Raw genomic sequence first — 22,292 nt, forward strand, 5'->3', positions numbered from 1 at the left:
CGGTATTGGAGTCTATCTATCACCATTGATCACGATCGACAGTTGATATTGCGCACATTCAATGATCGGGCTGGCCATTTCAAAGTCGGTTTTACCAATACAGGCTTCAGGCGAAACGTGCCCTATCAATTCTGCATATTCTTGATTCACATAGCGGAATACTGAATCTTTATCCTTGCATCCCCAACACCCCGGTAGTTGCCGAAGAAGCGGCTGTTATATGGTATTGATTGGAATATTCACCAGAGGACTCACTTTGACCTTATCGCCAGTGTTATTGCTGGTCTTTGTGCTCACGTCATTGACTATTCATGGTTCGACACACCTCCATGCCTTGATCATGCTTTCGATCGTCAAACCAGGCTAAGCCGAGTGGAGAGAAATATGCTCAAAAAAACTCAGCGTGATGACTAACATCAGATTACAGTGAGGTATGCCATATGGTATCAGGTTATGCTTTTGTTTTTATTTGAATAAGATAAAAAAGCCCACCTGATACGGGCTGGCAACACATGATAATCTTGTCGACGTGTAGAAGCGGTTCTAAATTACCAGGCGAGGGTCTGTCAAGTAAGTTCGGGGTATCAATTAGATACCGTGAGCTTAGGCTTGTATGCAGCCTAGAGCTTCAGTTCTAATGTATTGAATCTGGGGCATATTAGTAAGGGGGAAATGCCTCTATGCCCCTGTTTTAGTGATTTTTGTGTGCTTTAGAGCGTAATTTTTATCTTGGCTCTTACATTGGTGTGCATTTTAACGGTAAAGATCTTTGATAAGTGTTTATCGCATCTTCGGTCATTTTTGCTATCTGGCGGTTTTTGTTAAGAAAATTGATTGCACATTGACCGTAGGTTATATTCACATGATCATTGTTCCGGAACGATGATCATGCAGGGCGCTATGATCACATTGATTTGATCTTGGATGATTGGTCTAGGGAAGATTTGCAAGCTAGCAGAGAAGGTATATGATGCCAATGTGTAAGCCGACCGTGTAAAGACGACTGTTCGAAATGAGTGATTCAGATAACCCGAAAGCCCCGAGATATAAAGAGATCATGTTGCCAAAACCAGCAGAATTGATCACACTTCCGTCTTACATGGATTGCCATGATCATGCTTACACGCAGATCGTGATCGGTTTGAAAGGTCAAGCGGAATTTGAAGTGCGTGGACAAGGCAATTTGGTTGGCCCTGGTCAAGGTTGTATCGTAACGGCGTGCTCTGATCATGCTTTCGGAGGGGTGATTCATCAGTCAGATATTTTGGTGCTTAACATGCCAAAACCGACTAACGATGATCCAGAAATGCTTCAGAAAATCAATAATCTAGAGCGGTCTCATCTTTATTTCCAACTGGATGGCCAAATTCAAAAGCTGATTCAGATGTTGGTGCAAGAGATGCGCAATCATCCTAATGATTTGTTACTCAGTCGTGCGTGCAACGACACTGTGATTGCTCTGATGCAGCGTCATATCTCGGCATTTGAAACCTCGAAAAAAGAATCCCGTTTTGATTTGGATGCCATCGATCGTTACATCGAGCTGCATCTGAGCCATAAAATTAGTGTCGCTCAATTAGCCGGCAGCGTGTTCTTGGGTGAGAGTCAATTCCACAACCTTTTCAAAGAGCAAATGGGTATTACGCCGCACCAGTATGTTCTAGGCAAACGTATTGACATGGCGCGTGACTTGATTGAGCAAGGCCACTTAACGCTAGGGCAGATCGCCGAGTTTACGGGCTTTTCTAGCCAAAGTACGTTTACTCATACCTTCACTCGTTTACAAGGCTTATCACCGTCTCAGTATAAGAAACAAATTGGGTAATATTGCTCAATCTATAGCTTATTTAATGACAGCTGCGCATCTGCCGCGGTTTGTTGTACCTGAATTTTGTTCGGAAAAGTCGAATTTTTTGAGTCATTCTCAGCAAACTTGTTGTGTTTTTATCCATTTCTTGCCAAAGCGCAATCTAAATCGTTCTTATTCAAACATAGTCTGGCGAAAATTAACCCGAGTTTGTTGTAAATAACGCGTAAAAATGAACTTTTACAACACAATATATTATCTATTTATATGTGACTATGTAGATGTTTTGTTATAAAAGCGAGTGTTTAGCAAAAAACTCGGAGTTTTTGACAAGTATTCTTTATGCCCTCAAAATACACTGCCAGCCATTGATGAGCCTCGAAGCGGTTTTCGAGGAGAGAGATTGAGGAAAACGCATGTTTACAGCAACGAACGTGTTAGCACCGGAATTTATCGAGCAGTCGCTTGATAACTTGTGGTCACTGATCTCGCCATTGTATATGGTGGACGAGTCTCAATGGCTAGAGCAACTATTGCCACTAGCAACGCCGACAGCGGAAGAAAAATCGGCAATCACGACCCAAACAACCCAACTTATTGAAGCCATTCGGGCCGATAAGAAATCAATCCAAATGATTGATGCATTGCTGCTGGAGTACAGTTTAGATACCCAAGAAGGTATCTTGCTGATGTGTCTTGCAGAAGCGTTGATGCGTATTCCAGATTCAGCAACGGCTGATGCACTGATTAAAGACAAGTTAAGCGTGGCTGATTGGAAATCTCACCTTAAGAGTTCTGATTCGGTGTTCGTTAACGCATCAACTTGGGGCCTAATGCTCACGGGTAAAGTGATTGGCCTTGGTGAGCAAGAAACCCAGAGCCCAGGTCAGGCTGTAAACCGTCTGGTGAACAAATTCTCAGAACCGGTGATTCGTAAAGCCATGTATCAGGCAATGAAGATCATGGGTCATCAGTTTGTACGTGGTCGTACGATTGAAGAAGCGCAAAAGAATGGCCGTCCAATGCGCGACAAAGGTTTCACTTATTCATTTGATATGTTGGGTGAAGCAGCGCTAACTACGGCAGATGCAAGCAAGTACTTCAAAGATTATCTAATGGCGATCGAAGCTGTTGGTCGTGAAACGTATGGCAGTGACACGAGTCCTGCGCCTTCTGTCTCTATCAAGTTGTCTGCACTTCATCCACGTTACGAAGTGGCGAATGAAGAGCGCGTGATGACTGAGCTTTACGACACGCTAACGCAACTGCTCAAGCGTGCGATTGAAGTGGACGTTGCTATCACGATTGACGCAGAAGAAGCTGATCGCCTAGAGCTGTCATTAAAACTGTTTGAAAAGCTATACCGCAGTGACCTAGTGAAAGGTTGGGGCAAGTTTGGGTTGGTGGTACAAGCCTACTCAAAACGCGCACTACCGGTCCTGGTGTGGTTGAACGGTCTAGCGAAAGAGCAGGGCGATCTTATCCCACTACGTCTAGTAAAAGGCGCGTACTGGGACAGCGAAATTAAATGGTCGCAGCAAGCGGGTTACACCAACTACCCAGTTTACACTCGTAAAGAAGCCACTGATGTCTCTTATCTCGCGTGTGCACGTTTCCTACTAAGTGAAGGCGTGCGTGGCAATATCTTCCCGCAGTTTGCGAGTCACAACGCACACACCGTGACTGCGATTGCCGTGATGGCCGCGCACAAAGATTACGAATTCCAACGTCTGCATGGTATGGGTGATTCGCTTTATAATCATGTGATGGACACTTACGGTCAGCCTGTGCGTATTTACGCGCCAGTTGGTAGCCATGCGGACCTGCTGCCTTACTTGGTTCGTCGCTTGCTAGAAAACGGCGCGAACAGCTCGTTTGTGCATCGTTTGGTGGATGCGCGTTGTCCGATTTCAGAGCTGACGCAGCATCCAGTGGATATGCTAACCCGCTTCGACACGCTGAATAACGGTCAAATTCCATTGCCAACGGATATCTTCCCAGAGCGTAAAAACTCATACGGTGTGAACGTTGATATCGACAGCGAAGCGAACCCATTTGAAGCGCAAGTTGAAAGCTTCCTAACTCAGCAATGGATGGCGGGTCCGATCATCAATGGCGAGAAGCATGGCGAAAGCATGATCAAGGAAAGTTCAGCAGAGATCATTACCGCACCTTACGATCGTCGTATCGAAGTGGGTCAGGTGGCTTTCGCAAACCTTGATCATGTTTCCGCAGCGATCGAAGCCGCTGATGCTGCATTTCCTGATTGGAAAGGTACGGTGATTGAACAAAAAGCCGCATGTTTAGACAAGCTTGCGGATCTGATGGAAGAAAACCTCGCGGAGCTGGTGGCGATTTGTCATCAAGAAGCAGGTAAGACGATTCACGATAGCATTGATGAAGTGCGTGAAGCGGTCGATTTCTGTCGTTACTACGCCAAACAAGCGCAAAACCTTCAACCATTCGAGTTGGAAGGCTTTGATGGCGTGAAGCGCATTTCTAGCCGCGAAGGTTTAGGCGTATTCGTTTGTATCAGTCCATGGAACTTCCCTCTGGCGATTTTCCTTGGTCAAGTGACAGCGGCACTTGTCGCAGGTAACACGGTTGTGGCCAAGCCAGCTGAGCAAACCAGCTTAATTGCCGCTCGTGCGATTGAATTGATGCTAGAAGCAGGTTTCCCTGCGGGTGTGATTCAGCTATTGCCGGGTCGTGGTGGTGAAATTGGTCATGCACTTACATCTCACGATGCTATCGCAGGTGTGGCATTTACTGGTTCGACAGCAACGGCGCAGCGCATCAACGTGACGCTTGCCGAACGCAGCGCGAAGCCAGTGTCGTTTATCGCTGAAACTGGCGGTCAAAACGCTATGATTGTTGATAGTACTGCACTGCCAGAGCAGGTTGTGCGTGACGTGATTCGTTCTGCTTTCGCTTCTGCAGGTCAACGTTGTTCTGCTCTGCGAGTGCTGTTTGTTCAAGAAGACGTAGCGGATCGCATCATCAACCTGATCCAAGGTGCGATGAATGAACTGCATGTTGGTATCCCTTATCTACATAAAACCGATGTGGGTCCGGTTATCGACAGCAATGCAAAAAACAAACTCCTTGCTCACCTTGAACACATGACGAACACGCAAACCAAAGTTGCGCAGCTTCAATTGGATGAAGCTTGTCAGCACGGTGATTTTGTATCGCCAAGCGCGTTCGAAATCTCGGGCATTGATGTTCTGAAAGAAGAGCAATTCGGTCCTATCTTGCACATTGTTCGCTTTAAAGCATCTGAGTTGCCAAACGTGGTTGAGCAAATCAACCAAACGGGTTTTGGTCTCACAATGGGCATCCACAGCCGTAACGAAACCACTTACCGTTGGATTGAAAAACACGCTCGTGTAGGCAACTGCTACATCAACCGTGATCAGGTTGGTGCTGTCGTGGGCGTTCAGCCATTTGGTGGTCAAGGCTTGTCTGGTACGGGTCCGAAGGCGGGTGGTCCTCACTACCTATACCGCTTCACTCTACAACATCTTGTTCAAGCAGAGCAGGCATAAGGAGTCGCATTATGGTTCATCAGATTACGTATTTTAAAGATGCATTCTCTGCGTGGGAGCAGTGGAATCTGACCGATTTTGATTATAAGTGTGAGCATTTGCTGGCATTTAAATCTGCTGTTGAAGCGCAGCATGCTGTGGTTGGCAAAGTGGTGTCTTTCCATTTGCAACAAGCGTCTACACTTTTAGCAGAAACACATCAGTTAGTAGGACCTACGGGAGAAACTAACGAGCTGTATGCTGCGGGTCGCGGTGTGGCTTTGGTGGTTTGTGAAAACAACCTAGAAAACACCGAGAATGCGCTATACAGCACTTTTGCAATGATCACCAGCGCCCTAATTGCAGGGAACAGTGTGGTGATTTGTAGCGACAATGCAGAGCTTAATCAATTGGTTAAGCAAGCTTTGGCGTCAACTAACTTCCCATCAAATGTAGTCCAAGTGGTTGCGTACGATGCGTCTGGCCTATTGCTAGACAGTGACGTGCGCAGTGTGGGCTATGTTGGGTATTCACAGGTTGAGCATGCGCTTAACTTGCAATTGGCTAAGCGTGACGGTGCTATCGTCGGCTTAGTTTCTGAAACGGATTTAGAGTCACCGACAGTGGCTCACGATCCTCATTTGTCGTTACGCTTTATTACTGAGCGTACTCGAACGATAAATATTACGGCGGTGGGCGGCAACGCAACTCTACTCGAGTTGGGGAGCGACTCTCACTAACCTGACTTGTGGTGCCAACCTAACAACAAAGAGCCGTAGAGCTCATTTGGGTTGGTCTCTCTTGTTTTGGTGTATTGCTGAGACGGCAAAATATCAAAGAAGGCAAGGAAGGAAATAATTATAACGAGGACTATCTAATGATAGAAAATGGTTTTGCTATCACGACCACATTCGTGGCGTATTTGTTAATTATGGTTGCCATTGGCGTCTATGCGTATAAAAGAACTTCCAATTCATCGGACTACTTTCTAGGTGGTCGTAGCCTTGGCCCTTGGCCTGCGGCACTTTCTGCAGGTGCATCAGACATGAGTGGTTGGTTGCTACTCGGTCTTCCGGGGTATGCGTATGCGGCAGGTATTGAAGCGTTTTGGCTAGCTGGTGGTCTATTGGTGGGGACATGGGCAAACTGGTTAATCAACGCGAAACGTCTACGTACGTTCAGTATTCAAACCGATTCACTGACACTGCCAGAATTTTTATCGCGTCGTTTTAACGATAAGTCGAAACTGATCCAGACAATCTCTGCGTTCTTTATTCTTCTGTTTTTCCTTTTCTACACCAGTTCTGGCTTGGTCGCAGGGGGGAAATTGTTTGAAACCGTATTTGGCTTGGATTACAGCATCGCGGTTGTTATTGGTACCGTATGTGTGGTTTCGTACACAATGTTTGGTGGTTTTTTAGCAGTATCTTGGACCGACTTGGTGCAAGGCTTGCTAATGGCCGCGGCATTAATGATCGTGCCAGTTGCCGTTATGGATGGTGGGTTAGGTCAACTTGCTACTGACATGCGCGATATTAACCCAGAGTTGCTGACACTTTGGAATGATGTCAATGGTGAACCTCTATCTGCAATCGCGATCATCTCACTCGTTGCTTGGGGCTTGGGTTACTTTGGTCAGCCACATATTTTGGCTCGCTTTAAAGCATCACGTTCAAACAAAGATCTGACGACTGCGCGCCGTATCGCAGTGGGTTGGACTGCACTTTCTATGACGGGTGCACTGTTGATCGGCCTAGTGGGTTTGGTATGGGTGACAAACCACCCTGGTACGCAGCTCGATGACGGTGAAAAAATCTTTATGCTGTTGGTGAACACCGTATTCCACCCGGTGATTGCAGGTATCCTACTTGCGGCCATTCTAGCGGCAGTAATGAGTACGGCGGATTCTCAGCTGCTTGTATCGTCATCTGCACTTGCAGAAGATTTCTACAAGCAGGTGATCAAACCTAACGCTTCTTCTGAAGAAGTGGTGATGATTGGCCGTGTAGGTGTTATCGTGATTTCTCTTATTGCTCTGTTCCTAGCGATGACGCCAGACAGTTCAGTTTTAGGTCTGGTATCTTATGCGTGGGCTGGCTTTGGTGCTGCATTTGGCCCTGCCGTAGTACTAAGCCTTTACTGGAATGGTATGAACCGTAACGGTGCCTTGGCGGGCATCCTAGTGGGTGGCATTACTATCGTCGTATGGAAACAACTGACGGGCGGTTGGTTTGATGTGTATGAGATTGTTCCAGGAATCATCTTCTCTACCATCGCTATCGTGCTTGTGAGCAAGATGACTGGTGGTGCGACGCAAGAAGTTATCGAACAATATAAAGAGTACGAGAAGAAACTGGTTGAACTAGATTAATTCTTCTTGAGTCAAAACTAAGCCCGCGATCTTCGCGGGCTTTTTTGTCGCCTCAATCATAGTTTATGTTCAGTATATGGGGATCCAAAGAAGGTGCGCCGCAAATGTATTCTGGCTACACATGGCGGTTTGGTGTGTTTTAGCTGCATGAGCTACGTTTTGATGTTAGTTTGAGCGGATCTCTTTAGCATAACTAAAAGTCATTTAAACAGATACACTTAGATAGATTCCGTTGGGTGACGCTGATTATTAACTTGGTTTACTAGGAATAAACTGCGAGAATCGAAGTGTCAAAAAATACCAAATGGTTAAATATGAAACTTTTAGTTCGTAACTTGGCTCGTGAAACCACGGAGCAAGAGATCCGCAAGCTGTTTTCAAACTACGGCAAAGTTGAACTTTGCACGCTAGTGTTGGATCAAGATACTGGTCTGTCGAAAGGCTTTGGCTTTGTGATCATGCCTGATGAAGCAGAAGCGGCTTCTGCTCTTAAAGCGTTGAACCTGTCTCAGGTTGCAAAAAACGCGATCCGCGTGAAAGTCGCTCAAGACTAACACCGAATAGAAGCCAGCATCCACGCTGGCTTTTTATCTTCAACCTTTGACGTATTTTCTAAATGGAGACGTTCAAAGACATCGGCACATAGCGAATGCCTTGCTTTTCGTAGATAGTGTCAGTTGGCTCAAAACCGTGTTGTTGGTAGAACTGGACGGCATTTGGGGCAGAACGAAGGCGTACCGAAGTTCCTGGCAGGCGTTTGGTATGCTCTAATATCGCGTTAAGCAGCAACTTACCCAAGCCTTTATTTTGCTCCTCAGTGGCGACAAACAAGTGCGTGAGATAGTTGCCATCTTTGAGCGCGGCAAAACCAACAATCTTAGTACCGCTTATGACTTTTAGCGTAACAAAGTTCGTGTGAGTGATCGCTTGAGTCACATCCTGCTCAATTTTCGCGAGGAATCGTTGTTTCCCTTCCGGCGTGAAATGCTCAAGAATATGTTGTTGCGTTGTTTTAGAGACTAACTCCGCAACCGCGATGATATCTTCAATTTGGGTTTGAGTTATCTCGGGCATTAATCTTCTCTTCAAGTGTCTTTATTAATTCTTCTAACTGCTGCTGATCGAAATTGTCCGAATTGGGGACTTGATGTGCGTCGTTCGCAGTGTAGAGCATCAAATTTCTCCCATTGCGCCTTTTTGTGTTGTCTTGCATACCTCGGTGCGACTTTTAAATTTAGCACTATGCGCTCTTCAAATCATTGCGACGTGAACAAACCAAATTATGTCCGTTACCCTAGCATCTTGGGGTTACCAGATACATGAATGACAACAACGTACTGGTCGTAATTCACACTGTAAATTATCCAAACTATGAATGAAATGAGCGAAAAGAATGAATTTGGACAGAACAGCGCCATGCTCGAAGACCGCGTAGAATATCGCTTAGCTTAACTGATAGACAATATGTCGAATTTATTGGCTGTATGGCGTAATATTGTCCAAAAAGGGGTGAATAAGAGGTCAGACCAATGTCTCAGTTTTTTATTTTTTATTGGTATTTTTTGAACGTAGTACTCAAAAAAAAGATTGGCCTTTTTCTTTAGGGAATTATTTTGAACAGAATGTGTCAATTGTCAGTAGTACAGCAAAAGAAGGGAGAAAGGAAATGCCGGATATTTATTGCTCAGCATGCAGAAAATCGACGCAGCATAAAGTGATTATGAAGCGTAGTGAGCCCGAGCAAGTAGAAACATTGACTGACAAAGTCGTAAGTTTTACACAACTGATGGCGAAGTTTGTAACCGGTGAACATTATTATGAAATGGAGCCGCAATACTACTGCCGAAGCTGTAACCATCGCGCTATCGGTGAAGTTATTCAGCATCCAGCGCAACAGACATCGGCAATAATGTGAACGAGGTTAAGCGGCCTGTTCTTCTTCTGCACTGACCGGTAGGCCATCGACCATCACTGGCCAACCGTATGATGCGTACTCTGAAGCCAAAAATTTTGCGACCTCATGTGAAACGGTCGTGTACGTCCATTCACCAACACCAAATGGCTTGTACGCAAGTTGTAGGGTTAACATTACTTTCTCCTAATTCTTTTTTCCTATTATTGCCTTACAATTTGATGTAGTACTTTTCTTTAAAGCTCAGTTTTTTCTCTGCAAAGGTCATTGTCTCATTTTTTATTAACATAATTAAGTTTGACTATAAATCTTAGTGATAAGCTGATGATTTTATAAACTAAGCATTCATGGTCTGTACACTTTGTATTTCGGAGCTTTTTGTTCAAAGCAATCGTTAAATTCTTGTGGAATTCACACCTTCTTGATTTTGTGATTTGCAAAACCAAGCGTAACTATTAATGTAACGACTCTTGAATTGTTGCAAGGATGTAGTGAATGAGTTACCAGCTGGACAGGATTGATTTGCAAATTTTGAGATTGCTGCATTCAAAGGGGCGGCTCCCGATTGTTGAATTGGCGAAACAGGTTAATTTAACGACCTCTCCCTGCTCCGAGCGTGTAAAAAGATTGGAGAAAGAGGGTTACATCAATGGCTATCATGCAGAAATCAATGCCGAAAAGCTTGGTTTAGATGTACAAGTTTTCATTCATATACGGCTTGATCAAACCAGCTTTTCCATTTTTGAGAAGTTTGCTAAAGCCGTAGAGTTAATGCCGGAAATTGAAGAGTGCTATTCATTATCAGGAGACTTTGACACGATGATCAAAGTGAGGGTGAAGAGCATGAAAGCGTATCAGGAATTTATGTCGAGTAAGATGGGAACATTGCCTGGTGTGATTCAAACTCGTAGTGAAGTGGTGATTGAAGAGCATAAAACTGGGTTTGGTGTGAATCCCGAGCTGATCAGTTAAGGCATCGCACTTTTAGATAGAACAAAGGAGCCATGCGGCTCCTTTGTTATTTTGCTCGGGCACAATCTATGCGCTCACATATGTGGTCAGTACGCCAATCAAACCGCCAAAAACGCCCCCCCAGACGACAAGCCAGCCTAGGTGTTCTTTAATCATTTTCTGCACGATTTCTTTCACCAGTGCAGGAGTGAGCTCACTCAAGCGCTGTTCGATGATGCTTTCGATGTTCTGTTTGATTTCATCCATCATCGCAGGAGACTCTAGCTGCTCTTTTAACGCATCTTTAATGGTATCGCTCTGGCTGAGCTCAACAATGGACTGCTGCATTTTTTCGATGAAAGGTTGCTTCATTGGCTGTAGGGCTTCTGCGCCACCAAACATCGCTAGCATGCCACCGAACTGTGAGCCTTCTATCACTTCTACTAGTGAGTCAAACGCTGGGGTTAAATCGACTTTATCGATCACTGGCTGAAGGTCAATGTTTACTCCACCCGCCATCTCATTGTTTAGGAAGCGGTCGATATTGGCTTCGGTAAAGAACTGTTCCATCATCAAGTTCTTAATGGCTAATTTGAATTCTTCAAATCGTGCGGGAATAACACCAGAGCCGTATAGGCATGGTACTTTCTCAAATAGCATGTGCACCGCAAGCCAGTTCGTGATTGCACCTGAAAATGCAAATAGACCTGCATACCATAGGTAATCATTTTGAATGTGATGACCTGCGCCCATCAAAGCGATAGCGAGGACATTAGTGAGTAAACTTTTGTTCATATTGAGCAATTATGAATAGAAGAAGTAATGAGTAGGCATGATTTTATACCCAAGTTACCTAGAGATGCTAGGTTAGATGGAATGGTTTAGGGTAAGTGAGGGGGAGAAAGAGCACAAGGCAATTGGTCGAAACCAAAAATTAACCCGACAATAATTGTCGGGCTACTGCTTTTTCTTAGAAGCTCTAAGATTATTATTTTGGTGTTTTAGAAGCGGAAGATCTTACAGCAAAGTTGGCATTTCCAGCGCTCTGAGTAGCCGAATAGTTTGTCAGCCCAACTTGGTTTCACTTTTACGATCTGCATTGAACCACATTTACACATAAGCCAATTACCTTATTATTAATGTAATAACTAAGCCATATATTGAGTATAGCTGTTTCTTAAAAAGTGAAGTAACAAATGAAGCCAACTCAATGCTCTACGTTGTGTCCACTGCTTTAGAATACACAACGGGACGCTATGTTAATAAGTGGAATGTGATGCGTGTCGCCTTTTTTGTTTTGGTGGTGAGAAAATGCGTGATCGTTATCGCGTTTTGTTTTTCGGGCGATAATAGGTTCGGTACCGTGATTATAGCGAAATGATATAAAAAACGGCGCCAAGAAGCGCCGCTTTTAGGGGGGGGAAGATAGGTTTTATGAGTCTTGTCGATTTTCGATCTCTTCGCCAATAAACCCACCGGTTTGATGCGCCCAAAGTTGAGCGTAAATACCATTATTGGCAATTAATTCTTGGTGCGAGCCTTGCTCAACGATACTGCCTTTATCAAGTACGATTAGGCGATCCATAGCAGCAATGGTCGACAGTCGGTGTGCAATAGCGATAACCGTTTTGCCTTGCATAAGTTCGATTAAACTTTCCTGAATAGCGGCTTCGACTTCAGAATCCAGCGCAGAGGTTGCTTCATCAAGGACCAAAAGTGGCGCATCTTTTAACAGTACTCGCGAGATAGCAATCCGCTGTCGCTGACCTCCAGAGAGCTTCACGCCTCGTTCACCGACCTGAGCATCGTAACCGACATTGCCAAATGGGTCAGTCAGAGTCTCGATAAATTCGTGTGCGTGTGCTTGCTTGGTCGCGTTGAGCAGCGCTTCTTCTGTTGCATCAGGGTTGCCATACAAGATGTTGTCGCGAATAGATCGGTGCAGCAGCGATGTATCTTGTGTCACCATCCCAATTTTCGAGCGTAGTGAATCTTGAGTTACTTTTGATATCTCTTGCCCATCAATCTTAATACAGCCCTCTTCGACGTCATGGAAACGCAATAGTAAGTTCACTAATGTTGATTTGCCTGCGCCAGAACGACCCACTAAGCCGACCTTTTCGCCCGGTTTGATGTTAAGGTTGAGGTTGCTGATCACACTTTTCTTCTCACCGTAATGGAAACTCACGTTGTCAAAGTGAATCCCTCCCTCAGAGACGTTGAGATCGTTGGCATCTGGTTGGTCTTTGATCTCTATTGGTTTAGAGAGGGTTTTCATGCCATCTACGACCGTTCCCATGTTTTCGAACAGTGCGCCGACTTCCCACATGATCCACATTGACATTCCGTTGATTCGTAGTGCTAAGCTGATAGCAATGGCGATAGCTCCGACACTGATTGCACTGTCTAACCATAGATAAATGGATAAGGCTGCAACGGAGAACACCAAAATGTAGTTCGATATTTCAACGGCCACATCAAAGCCGGTCACTAAGCGCATTTGGCGGTAAACCGTATTTAAGAAGCCTTTCATGCCTTGTTCTGCATACTCAGTTTCTCGTGTGCTGTGTGAGAACAGTTTTACCGTTTGGATGTTGGTGTAACTGTCTACAATGCGCCCCGTCATGGTTGAGCGCGCGTCAGCTTGTTCTGTGGCGACATTTTTGAGCTTTGGTACAAAGTAGATTTGAATCGCCACGTAGGCAGCAAGCCAAACCAGCATTGGGATCATCAAACGCCAGTCTGAGGCGGCGAGTATTACAATCATACTGGTGAAATAAACTGAAACGTAGACGAATACGTCCATTGTTTTCATCACCGTTTCTCGAACGGCAAGGGAAGTTTGCATCACCTTAGTCGCAACACGCCCTGCAAAATCGTCTTGATAAAAGTTCAGACTTTGGTTGAGCAAGTATCGGTGTGCGAGCCAACGAATTGACATCGGATAGTTGCCAAGCAAGGTTTGGTGGATTAGCAGTGAGTAGAACACCACTAACAAAGGCATGACGACTAGCAATAAGGCGCAGTAAAAGATCAGAGTATCCTTATTGTCTTGTAAAAACGTCTCTGGGTTGCTAGTGGAAAGCCAGTCAACCAGTTGTCCCATTGCGCCAAATAAGGAGACTTCGACAATGGCCACAATCGTCGACATCAAAGACATGATGATCAGCGGCTTTTCATAGCCTCGAGTATAGTGACGCAAAAAAGCAAAGATCCCTGAAGGAGGCTGATCAGGGTTGGATCTGGGGAACGGCTCGGTAAAGCCTTCAAATCGTTTAAACATAACTCATCCTAAAGTTAAAACTGTGCCATCTCAGACATTGAACTCATAAATCATCTTTACCCTGGACGAGGCAGCGTTCCGAGAATGGAGGTAAGATATATTGTTGTGTCTACCAGCCAGAAAGGTAGACGATTTTAGGTTGTGAGGGGTGAAAAAGTAGTCTAACTGATTGGCTTTGAAATGTAACCATTAGGTTATAGACAGTGATGGGAACGGTGTCTTGTTTTTGATATTCCTTGATTAGAAAACAACGAACTCGCTTTCACCCAATAAGAAGTCGCGTAAAAATCGTTATTGGCAGTAAATATCACTTTTCATTGATTGAATCATTAATAAAAACAGCAAAACCATGCTTAACATTAAATTTACAATCTGATCATTCTAGTGAGAAGGAATGTATTGGATGCTATTACACGAATCAGTGCCTCAGAATGCACATGGAAGAAAAGAAAGCATACAAAGTGCTCTGCGTCATACTGCAAACTGTGTCGTCATGGTGCCGCCGAAAGAGTTTCGCTTCAATGACGAAACGGCACAAGATAATGAATTTCAACACCAAGTATCACTTAGCCAAGAACAAGTGTCGCGTAAAACCATGGCTGAATTTTCTGCTATGGTGGCAGCATTGCGCCAAGAAGGTGTGCAAGTTGTTGAATTTGATTACCCAACATCAGATGTTGCCACGCCGGATGCTGTATTCCCTAATAACTGGTTTAGTACTACGCCTGAAGGAAGCTTTTATACTTTTCCTATGGCGTGTGAAAATCGTCGGCAAGAAGTGCGCCCAGATGCTTTAGTGGCTGCGCTAGCACATGCTGGACGTGTAGTGCATCAACAAGATTCGTTGACAGGCTATGTAGAAGATGAAGCCTATCTAGAGAGCACCGGCGTGATGGTTTTCGACCATTTTAATAAAACGGTTTATGCGGCACTTTCGCAACGCTGCGATCGTCTCGTATTAGAAGAGTACACCAAGCGCATTGGCTACGAGCGAGTGATCTCTTTCCAAACTCGACTGCCTTCTGGCGCGCCGATTTATCACACCAACGTGATGATGGCGGTCGGTGAGCAGTTTTGTGTCATTTGTGATGAAGTGATCCCCGAGTTCGAGCGCCGCTTCGTGATTAAATCACTCGCAAAAGATAAGCAAGTCATCTCGATTTCTCTGGAACAGATGAATCAGTTTTGTGGCAATATTCTTCAGTTGGAGAGTGTTAACGGCGATAAAGTGATTGCAATGTCTCAATCTGCCTACAATGCGTTTTCGCCAGCGCAGCGAAACCAACTTGCGACACACGGGAAATTGCTGCCGTTTGATGTTTCTACCATAGAATCGATTGGCGGAGGTTCTGTGCGCTGCATGCTTGGTGAAGTGTTCTTACCTCGTCGTAAAGCTGTGTTGTAATACCTGAACGCTGCTTCCCAAACACACGATTAAGAGGTGCGAGACGTGATATTTAAATGAGTACAGAATGCCACTCTCGAGGAGTGGCGTTCTTAATTTTAATGAATACGTTAGATTTTCATCGTTAATCGCTGCTTCGTCTTTATATCAAGTCATTCTCGCGGAACTAAGCATCTCGAGGCTGGTGCAGGCCATCGATATCTCCAATGGGCCTTTTGCTCGACCAGACCTCAATGTGCTGTTATCGGGTGTCGTGTTCATCCGCAACCCGGAGAACAACTACCCAATTAGAGGTTCTTACCTGTAAACGCACCGCTAGCATAATAGGCTCTGCGGGAGGCATTGAAAACGGAAAGGGCTTACTCTTCTAAAACAAGGTGGTTCACCAAAAAGATTGTGATAAAGTCCGCGCCTGCGTTTTATCACGCTCTCATCGTTTTCACTGCCTCCAGATAAAGGGCCAAGCAAATGTCATTTTCTACTCTTTCATTGAGCTCAGAGCTTATTCATGCGTTGCCAAAAGAGATCAACAAGCCTAGCGATATTCAAGCATTGGTGATTCCTGAAATGTTGGTAGACCAAGATGTGTTGGCATTAGCCAATACGGGCAGCGGAAAGACATTAGCTTACGGCCTCCCGTTACTTGAAAAGCTAAGCGCAGATACTGGCCAACAAGCGGTAGTTTTGGTGCCAACACGAGAGCTAGCGATTCAGGTAAGTGACGCGATTAATCAAGTTGGTCAAAGCTTAGATCTAAGTGTGGTTTGCTTATGTGGTGGCGTAGATAAAGAGCCACAGCAGCAGGCGCTCGCGAACAACCCTGCTATTCTTGTCGCAACAACAGGCCGTTTAGTTGACCTTATCAAGCATGGCTTGGACTTAAACCGTGTTGGTTACCTTATCCTGGATGAAGCCGATCGCCTGCTCAACATGGGCTTTTGGCCTGATGTGCAAAGTATTGCCGCCCAAATCTCAAGCAAGCGTCAAACGGCGATGTTCTCAGCGACATTTTCTGATGAACTGAAGCAAAAAGCGAAGCAGCTGATGCACTCTCCAAAGCAGGTGTCTGCGCATAAAGAAAACAGCATCAACAAAGATATCGTTGAAACGCTGTATTTGGTGAACAAAGGCAGTAAAACCCAAGCGCTGATTGAGTTAATCAAGCAAAATGCATGGTCGCAGGTGTTGGTGTTTATTGGTGCTAAAGAGAACGCAGATGGATTGGTGAAAAAGCTGAACAAAGCGGGCATCTCAACCAATGCACTACATGGGAATAAGAGCCAAGCCGAGCGTGAAGCCGCGCTCACTGAGTTTAAAAGTGGTGAAACGAACGTACTGATCGCAACGGACTTACTCGCGCGCGGCATTCATATTGAACAGCTTCCTGTCGTGATTAACTTTGAGCTGCCAATGCACGCTGAGACATACGTACATAGAGTAGGCCGCACCGCGAGAGCAGGAAAGCAAGGTGTGGCGATGTCGCTCGTCTGCCATGGTGAAATGGAGGCCCTAACCGCCATTCGCAATCTGACGCAGCGTGAACTGCCAGTGCAAGATTTAGAGGGATTTCCTGTCACTGATCAGCCATCTACCGGCGAAAGCAAACGTGCGCCGAGAGACAAGAAAGCAAATCGACGCACGAATAGCAAAAAAAGCATTAAGCAGTTTCAAAGTAAACCGAAGCGCCACGCGCCACGAGTCAAATAAAATTTGTGGTTGGAACCATCAGGCTGGGCCTTTGATCTAATAGGGGTATCGAAATATGGGTACTCCAATATGCTTCAGAGCCTGCTCCTCAACATTACGAACTCGAAGTCGCTCACCTCTACTGTAAAGACAATGGTCGCCAACTTGTTGACCCTGTTCGGTTACCGAAGACCGTCACGAACAAAGAATACGTTCAAGAAATGGCACTTTATCTACAACAGACCCGAAAGAGTGTGCGTTCTGCCCACAGAGAGATGAGTGTACTCAGAGTAAGAACATGAAAAAGGTGATTACTCGGCATATCTATACAAATGTCGTAGATAGAGCAAACCAAATGTGCCTTTCAGCGTATGGACGGAAGACCTACAGATGGAGATAAGGTATCACAGGCACCGTTATGCTCGCTTCTGTGGGCTGAAGAACGTGCAAATGCTATGTTGGCTTGCAGCCGCCGCTCATACGAAAGAACCCCACTTTTTACTCTATACTCTAAATTAGTGGGGTTCGTCAGCAATCTGACGCCACGCTAACACTGCGGCGTTTTTTATCATTCGCAATTGGTTTTAACATTCACAATTGGGATAAAGTCATTACAATACGTCGGTCTTTATTTTGCGGCGATTCCACTCTTGAAACTCAGTAAACGACTCAATCAAATAATACAACTTGTAGAGCCTAACTATACTCATATCTGGGATTGCTGCTGCGATCATGGGTTGCTCGGTACCGCTTTACTCAATAGTGACATCGCACCGAATATCCATTTTGTCGATATTGTCGAGCCGTTGGTATCGGCAGTGGAGAGCAAGCTGCAGCGCTTTTACTCCGACACATCAGCAGCTTGGCATGTGCACTGTTTGGATGTGGCGACATTGCCTTTGCATCAATATCCGGGTAAACATTTGGTGATCATCGCTGGTGTTGGCGGGGATTTGATCGCCGAGTTTGTACAAGCCATACATCAGCAATACCCAACACTCGATATCGATTTTATTCTGTGCCCTGTTCATCACCAATTTAAGCTGCGCCATGTTTTGAATCAACGCAACTTTGGCTTAAAAGACGAGGTGTTGGTAAAAGAAAATCACCGATTTTATGAAATTATCTATGTTTCATCTCAGCAGAGTTCGCAAGCAAAAGTGAGCTTAGTCGGTGATAAAATTTGGTTGGCCGCCAATGAAGAACAAACGCGGTTGAGCAGAGAGTATTTGGACAAAACCCTAAACCATTACAACCGGATCCTGCAGGGCAACAAAAAAGACGTTGCTCAGATTGTAGAGAGTTATCAGTCGGTCATGCTCTGATATTTGAATAGAGTGTCGTTGTTGCGATTACTGCACGATTGAACATGGGCGACGTGAGGGAAGGTTGAGCTGACTACAACGCCAATCTCATGCTACTAGCTCTGTTCTTAGCGGACGAATCTTCTCGTTCTTTCTCTCTTTTTTCTTCATTTTACGCAGTCTTTGTTCTGCTCGTTTTCCCTTGTTCGCTCGTCACTTTTATCAGCCTATTTGTTTTTTCTTTTTATATTCAGTGCAATTACAAAAAATGCACCATAATTGGAGTTATTGACATGTTTGTATATAGCAAGGGTGGGTAATAGCACCCCCTGAAATGAGTTTCGTGATAACGCAGTGGTGAGTGGCATGAGTACGGTAGGCTGGTGGAATCAACTGGCCAAAAGGTAGAAATACCTCAACGTCTCCGAAGGCCTTAAGGCGTTGGACTTTTCGTAAGGAGAAAGCATGAGAGGCGTTGCTTTGCATTTTTCACTGGATGAGTTCCAGGATCGGCTAACGAAAGTTCGGTTATCGATGGAAGAGCAGGAACTGGATCTTTTGATCATCCACGACCCGTCGAATATGGCGTGGTTAACCGGGTATGACGGTTGGTCTTTCTATGTGCCTCAATGCGTGGTGGTGGCGATGACGGGCGAGCCTGTTTGGTTTGGGCGTTGTCAAGATGCCAACGGGGCATATCGAACAGCGTATATGTCAGCGGAGAATATAACCTACTATCCCGATCACTATGTGATGAACCCACCGCTCCATCCGATGGATTGCTTAGTTGAGGGCGTACTCGAGCCAAGGCTTTGGGATCGCGGCCGTATCGGTGTGGAAAAAGATAATTACTACTTCAGTGCCACGGCTTACGAATCGCTGACCACTCACCTACCTAATGCTCGATTATTAGATGCAACAGGCTTAGTGAACTGGTGCCGCGCTGTAAAATCGGATCAAGAGTTAGCGTATATGTATCGCGCGGCGCGTATTGTCGAGAACATGCACCGGGTGGCGTTTGAGATGATTGAACCAGGCCTGCCAAAGCACCACCTCGTGGCTGAAATTAACCGACAAGCGGTACTTGGCCATGAAGAACATTTTGGCGATTACACCGCCATTGTGCCGTTATTGCCCTCCGGTTCTGACGCCTCTGCGCCGCATCTGACCTGGGATGACCGGCCGTTTCAAAAAGGGGAAGGCACCTTCTTTGAAATCGCTGGGGCTCACCGCCGCTACCATTGCCCGCTTTCTCGTACTATTTTTTTGGGTGAACCCGATGACAAATTTAAGCGCGCCGACGAAGCGCTGACACGTGGTATTGAAGCGGGGTTGGAAGTCGCGAAACTAGGAAACACCTGCGCAGATATCGCCAATGCACTCAATCAGGTTCTGGACAAGGCGGGGTTCTCACGCGAGGGAGCGCGCTGCGGATACCCTATCGGCTTGAGCTACCCGCCAGACTGGGGGGAGCGAACCATGAGTTTACGAGACACCGATGGGACACCCCTTGAAGAAGGCATGACATTCCACTTTATGCCGGGGTTATGGTTTGAGGACTGGGGATTAGAAACAACAGAGAGTATTGTGATCACAAAAGAGGGCGCCAAAACCCTGTGTGATTTCCCTCGCCACTTATTCATTAAACATTAGAGTCACTTCATTCAACTTGAGCCGCAGAAAAGTAGGGAAGAAGAGGGTTGTAGTGATGGGCGAAGACGGTGATGAACAACACTTATACTCCCATGATAAGGAGGGGTAACCATGCGTCTTGATCGTTATGACGTTAAAATTCTACAAATTCTTCATGATAATGGGCGCATTACCAAATCCCACCTTGCCGAAGCGATTAACCTGTCAGTCAGCCCCTGCTGGGAGCGTGTCAAAAAGCTCGAAGAGGCTGGTATCATTGAAGGTTACGGAGCAAAAGTAAATACGGATGTGTTGTTTAAACACACCTCAGTGATGGTTGAAGTGACGCTCAAAGAACATAGCGCCCAAGCCTTCAGACGCTTTGAACAACTGGTACAACATACCCCAGAGGTGACAGATTGTTACGCCACTGGCGGCGGCATCGATTATATCCTCAAAGTTCAATCGGCAGACATTGATCAATACCAACGGTTGATCGACAACTGGTTAGATTCAGAAGTCGGCATTGAACGCTACTTTACCTACATCGTGACGAAAACCATTAAAAGCCATTCTGTCTCTTTAGACATCAATCCAAACTCGCTCACTTTAAATGGTTAGCCTCGCGTAACGGTGTGCAGAAAAAAATGCATGTATTTTCCTCTTAAACAGAAAGTTTTGTCCTCCTCTTTGGCGTCATCAGAAATATTCGGAATATTTCCTCCTCTACAGTGTATCTATATGTCGGATTTCTATGACTTTGAGTACTCATTCATATGGGTATCGATACCATAATGATCGATACATCTGAGCATTTAAAGGAGTCGTAAGTTCTCACGGCTGCGTGAAGGCGTAAGGGGAAAATCATGAATGACAAAACGCAACAACTATTGGATATCGATCGTCAACGCGTATTTCACGCCTCAACGCATCTAAAGCAATATGCCTGTGGGGAATTGCCGGGGAGAATCATCACAGGTGCAAGCGGCATTCGTATCACCGACTCAGAAGGAGCGGAGTTAATAGACGGTTTTGCTGGATTGTATTGTGTCAATATCGGTTATGGCCGACTAGAAATGGCAGAGGCCATTTATGAGCAGGCAAAGCAATTGGCGTATTACCATACCTATGTGGGGCACACCAACGAAGCACTGGTTAAACTCTCTGATCGCATCATTAAAATGGCACCAGAGGGCATGAGCAGAGTCTATTATGGCATGTCAGGAAGTGATGCCAATGAAACTCAGCTTAAACTGGTGTGGTATTACAACAATGTGCGTGGACGACCAGAGAAGAAAAAAATCATCTCACGCGATCGTGGTTATCACGGCTCTAGCATTGCTTCTGGTTCGATGACCGGACTCCCCCTTTTTCATGCGCACTTTGACCTGCCACTAGACCGGATCAAACATACGCTTGCCCCTTACTATTATCGCCGAGAAGATGAGAGCTTATCTGAGTTAGATTTTTCGCAGTATTGTGCTGATCAACTTGAAACACGGATTCTTGCAGAAGGGCCAGACACCGTTGCCGCGATGATTGCAGAACCTGTGCTGGGAACGGGAGGAATAGTGCCACCTCCGCGAGGCTATTGGCCGGCAATCCGTAAAGTATTAGATAAATATGATGTGCTTTTAATTGCCGATGAAGTGGTGTGCGGCTTTGGTCGTCTTGGCGCGAGTTTTGGCTCGATACATTATGATATGAAACCGGATTTGATGACAGTCGCGAAAGGGCTTACATCGGCCTACCAACCGTTATCTGGAGTGATAGTTGGTGAGCGAGTGTGGCATGTACTCGAAAACGGAACTGAACAATGGGGAGCAATCGGTCATGGTTACACCTATTCCGGTCATCCAATGGGAGCGGCAGCGGCAAACTGCAATTTAGACATCATTGAGCGTGAAGAGCTAGTTCAGAACGCCGCAGAAGTCGGGGCCTATTTACAGCAACGAATGGCCGACACATTCAGTGACCATCCGCTGGTGGGGGACTCTCGTGGTGTGGGCATGTTGCATGCCTTAGAGTTCTCTGCAAATAAGCGCAATCGTGAACATTTCGATCCAAACTTGAAAGTGGGTTCCCAAATCGCCGCCGCTTGTCTAGAGCAAGGTTTAATTGCCCGTGCCATGCCACATGGCGATATTCTTGGCTTTGCACCGCCGTTGATTACTACTCGTGCTGACATCGATATGATGATTGATAAAGCCCATCAAGCAATCAGCAAAGTGATGGATCGTTTGGTTACCTCGAATCAGTGGCAGCCGAAATAAAGTGGTCGTACAAGCAACGCATTCTCACTGAATCACGCATCTCGAGGTTAGTTATAAATTGGAAGGGGTGACAAGTGCTAAAACTGATCCTATATTTGGAAGCAGAGGGCTAGGGTACACACACGTTGTTTACCATTGGGG

17 protein-coding genes and 3 pseudogenes are annotated in these 22,292 nt (G+C 45.6%); 15 read left to right on the top strand and 5 right to left on the bottom strand.

What is annotated here, in order from left to right; translation table 11 throughout:
- Positions 1 to 48: 48 nt before the first annotated feature.
- Positions 49 to 243 (bottom strand): annotated as a pseudogene (locus tag ACVA54_RS02390) (PAS domain-containing protein); the annotation flags it as partial.
- A 769-nt stretch (positions 244 to 1,012) separates the two neighbouring features.
- Between ACVA54_RS02390 and ACVA54_RS02395 the strand changes: the two are divergent.
- The 5 genes from ACVA54_RS02395 (at position 1,013) to ACVA54_RS02415 (ending at position 8,259) form a co-directional block, all read left to right on the top strand.
- Positions 1,013 to 1,825, top strand: a complete 813-nt coding sequence (locus tag ACVA54_RS02395; protein ID WP_099078464.1) for an AraC family transcriptional regulator — start codon at positions 1,013 to 1,015, stop codon at positions 1,823 to 1,825.
- A 398-nt stretch (positions 1,826 to 2,223) separates the two neighbouring features.
- Positions 2,224 to 5,355: a bifunctional proline dehydrogenase/L-glutamate gamma-semialdehyde dehydrogenase PutA gene (putA, locus tag ACVA54_RS02400; protein WP_446649374.1), complete on the top strand. Its 3,132-nt coding sequence runs from the start codon at positions 2,224 to 2,226 to the stop codon at positions 5,353 to 5,355.
- Between the two features lie 11 nt (positions 5,356 to 5,366).
- Complete coding sequence (locus ACVA54_RS02405; protein ID WP_099078466.1) at positions 5,367 to 6,074, top strand: 1-pyrroline-5-carboxylate dehydrogenase; 708 nt, start codon at positions 5,367 to 5,369, stop codon at positions 6,072 to 6,074.
- Between the two features lie 137 nt (positions 6,075 to 6,211).
- Positions 6,212 to 7,705, top strand: a complete 1,494-nt coding sequence (gene putP, locus ACVA54_RS02410; protein WP_099078467.1) for a sodium/proline symporter PutP — start codon at positions 6,212 to 6,214, stop codon at positions 7,703 to 7,705.
- Between the two features lie 314 nt (positions 7,706 to 8,019).
- The gene (locus tag ACVA54_RS02415) at positions 8,020 to 8,259 is read left to right on the top strand and encodes an RNA recognition motif domain-containing protein (RefSeq protein ID WP_099078514.1); all 240 of its coding nucleotides are present in this window, start codon (positions 8,020 to 8,022) and stop codon (positions 8,257 to 8,259) included.
- A gap of 58 nt (positions 8,260 to 8,317) precedes the next feature.
- Here ACVA54_RS02415 and ACVA54_RS02420 read toward each other — a convergent pair whose 3' ends face one another.
- Positions 8,318 to 8,779: a GNAT family N-acetyltransferase gene (locus ACVA54_RS02420; protein ID WP_099078468.1), complete on the bottom strand. Its 462-nt coding sequence runs from the start codon at positions 8,777 to 8,779 to the stop codon at positions 8,318 to 8,320.
- Positions 8,780 to 9,371: 592 nt separating this feature from the next.
- On the opposite strand from ACVA54_RS02420, the gene ACVA54_RS02425 reads away from it, so the two are divergent.
- On the top strand, positions 9,372 to 9,620 hold the full coding sequence (locus tag ACVA54_RS02425; RefSeq protein ID WP_099078469.1) for a hypothetical protein: 249 nt from the start codon (positions 9,372 to 9,374) through the stop codon (positions 9,618 to 9,620).
- A 6-nt stretch (positions 9,621 to 9,626) separates the two neighbouring features.
- Here the strand turns inward: ACVA54_RS02425 and ACVA54_RS02430 are convergent, their stop codons facing one another.
- Positions 9,627 to 9,794 carry a hypothetical protein gene (locus ACVA54_RS02430; RefSeq protein ID WP_099078470.1) on the bottom strand — a complete coding sequence of 56 codons (168 nt, stop codon included), beginning with the start codon at positions 9,792 to 9,794 and terminating at the stop codon, positions 9,627 to 9,629.
- A 318-nt stretch (positions 9,795 to 10,112) separates the two neighbouring features.
- Between ACVA54_RS02430 and ACVA54_RS02435 the strand changes: the two genes are divergently transcribed.
- Positions 10,113 to 10,589, top strand: a complete 477-nt coding sequence (locus tag ACVA54_RS02435; RefSeq protein WP_099078471.1) for an Lrp/AsnC family transcriptional regulator — start codon at positions 10,113 to 10,115, stop codon at positions 10,587 to 10,589.
- Between the two features lie 66 nt (positions 10,590 to 10,655).
- Here ACVA54_RS02435 and ACVA54_RS02440 read toward each other — a convergent pair whose 3' ends face one another.
- Positions 10,656 to 11,363 (bottom strand): DUF445 family protein, encoded by a 708-nt coding sequence (locus ACVA54_RS02440; protein WP_446649375.1) that lies wholly within the window; start codon positions 11,361 to 11,363, stop codon positions 10,656 to 10,658.
- 637 nt (positions 11,364 to 12,000) lie between these two features.
- Positions 12,001 to 13,851, bottom strand: a complete 1,851-nt coding sequence (locus ACVA54_RS02445; RefSeq protein ID WP_099078473.1) for an ABC transporter ATP-binding protein — start codon at positions 13,849 to 13,851, stop codon at positions 12,001 to 12,003.
- Between the two features lie 403 nt (positions 13,852 to 14,254).
- Between ACVA54_RS02445 and ACVA54_RS02450 the strand changes: the two genes are divergently transcribed.
- The 8 genes and pseudogenes from ACVA54_RS02450 (at position 14,255) to ACVA54_RS02485 (ending at position 22,151) form a co-directional block, all read left to right on the top strand.
- Positions 14,255 to 15,256, top strand: a complete 1,002-nt coding sequence (locus ACVA54_RS02450; RefSeq protein ID WP_446649376.1) for an arginine deiminase-related protein — start codon at positions 14,255 to 14,257, stop codon at positions 15,254 to 15,256.
- A gap of 184 nt (positions 15,257 to 15,440) precedes the next feature.
- Positions 15,441 to 15,563 (top strand): annotated as a pseudogene (locus ACVA54_RS02455) (thioredoxin peroxidase); the annotation flags it as partial.
- 161 nt (positions 15,564 to 15,724) lie between these two features.
- Positions 15,725 to 16,963: a DEAD/DEAH box helicase gene (locus tag ACVA54_RS02460; RefSeq protein ID WP_446608609.1), complete on the top strand. Its 1,239-nt coding sequence runs from the start codon at positions 15,725 to 15,727 to the stop codon at positions 16,961 to 16,963.
- 141 nt (positions 16,964 to 17,104) lie between these two features.
- A pseudogene (locus tag ACVA54_RS02465) lies at positions 17,105 to 17,419 on the top strand (transposase); the annotation flags it as partial.
- 173 nt (positions 17,420 to 17,592) lie between these two features.
- Positions 17,593 to 18,267: a tRNA (adenine(22)-N(1))-methyltransferase gene (locus ACVA54_RS02470; protein WP_446649377.1), complete on the top strand. Its 675-nt coding sequence runs from the start codon at positions 17,593 to 17,595 to the stop codon at positions 18,265 to 18,267.
- 444 nt (positions 18,268 to 18,711) lie between these two features.
- Positions 18,712 to 19,899 (top strand): ectoine hydrolase DoeA, encoded by a 1,188-nt coding sequence (doeA, locus tag ACVA54_RS02475; protein ID WP_446596899.1) that lies wholly within the window; start codon positions 18,712 to 18,714, stop codon positions 19,897 to 19,899.
- Between the two features lie 111 nt (positions 19,900 to 20,010).
- Positions 20,011 to 20,499 (top strand): Lrp/AsnC family transcriptional regulator, encoded by a 489-nt coding sequence (locus ACVA54_RS02480; protein WP_446579199.1) that lies wholly within the window; start codon positions 20,011 to 20,013, stop codon positions 20,497 to 20,499.
- Between the two features lie 245 nt (positions 20,500 to 20,744).
- Entirely contained in the window at positions 20,745 to 22,151 is a 1,407-nt protein-coding gene (locus tag ACVA54_RS02485) for an aminotransferase (RefSeq protein WP_446649378.1), read from the top strand.
- Positions 22,152 to 22,292: the final 141 nt, after the last annotated feature.

The organism is Vibrio sp. PNB23_22_6 (assembly GCF_052877535.1).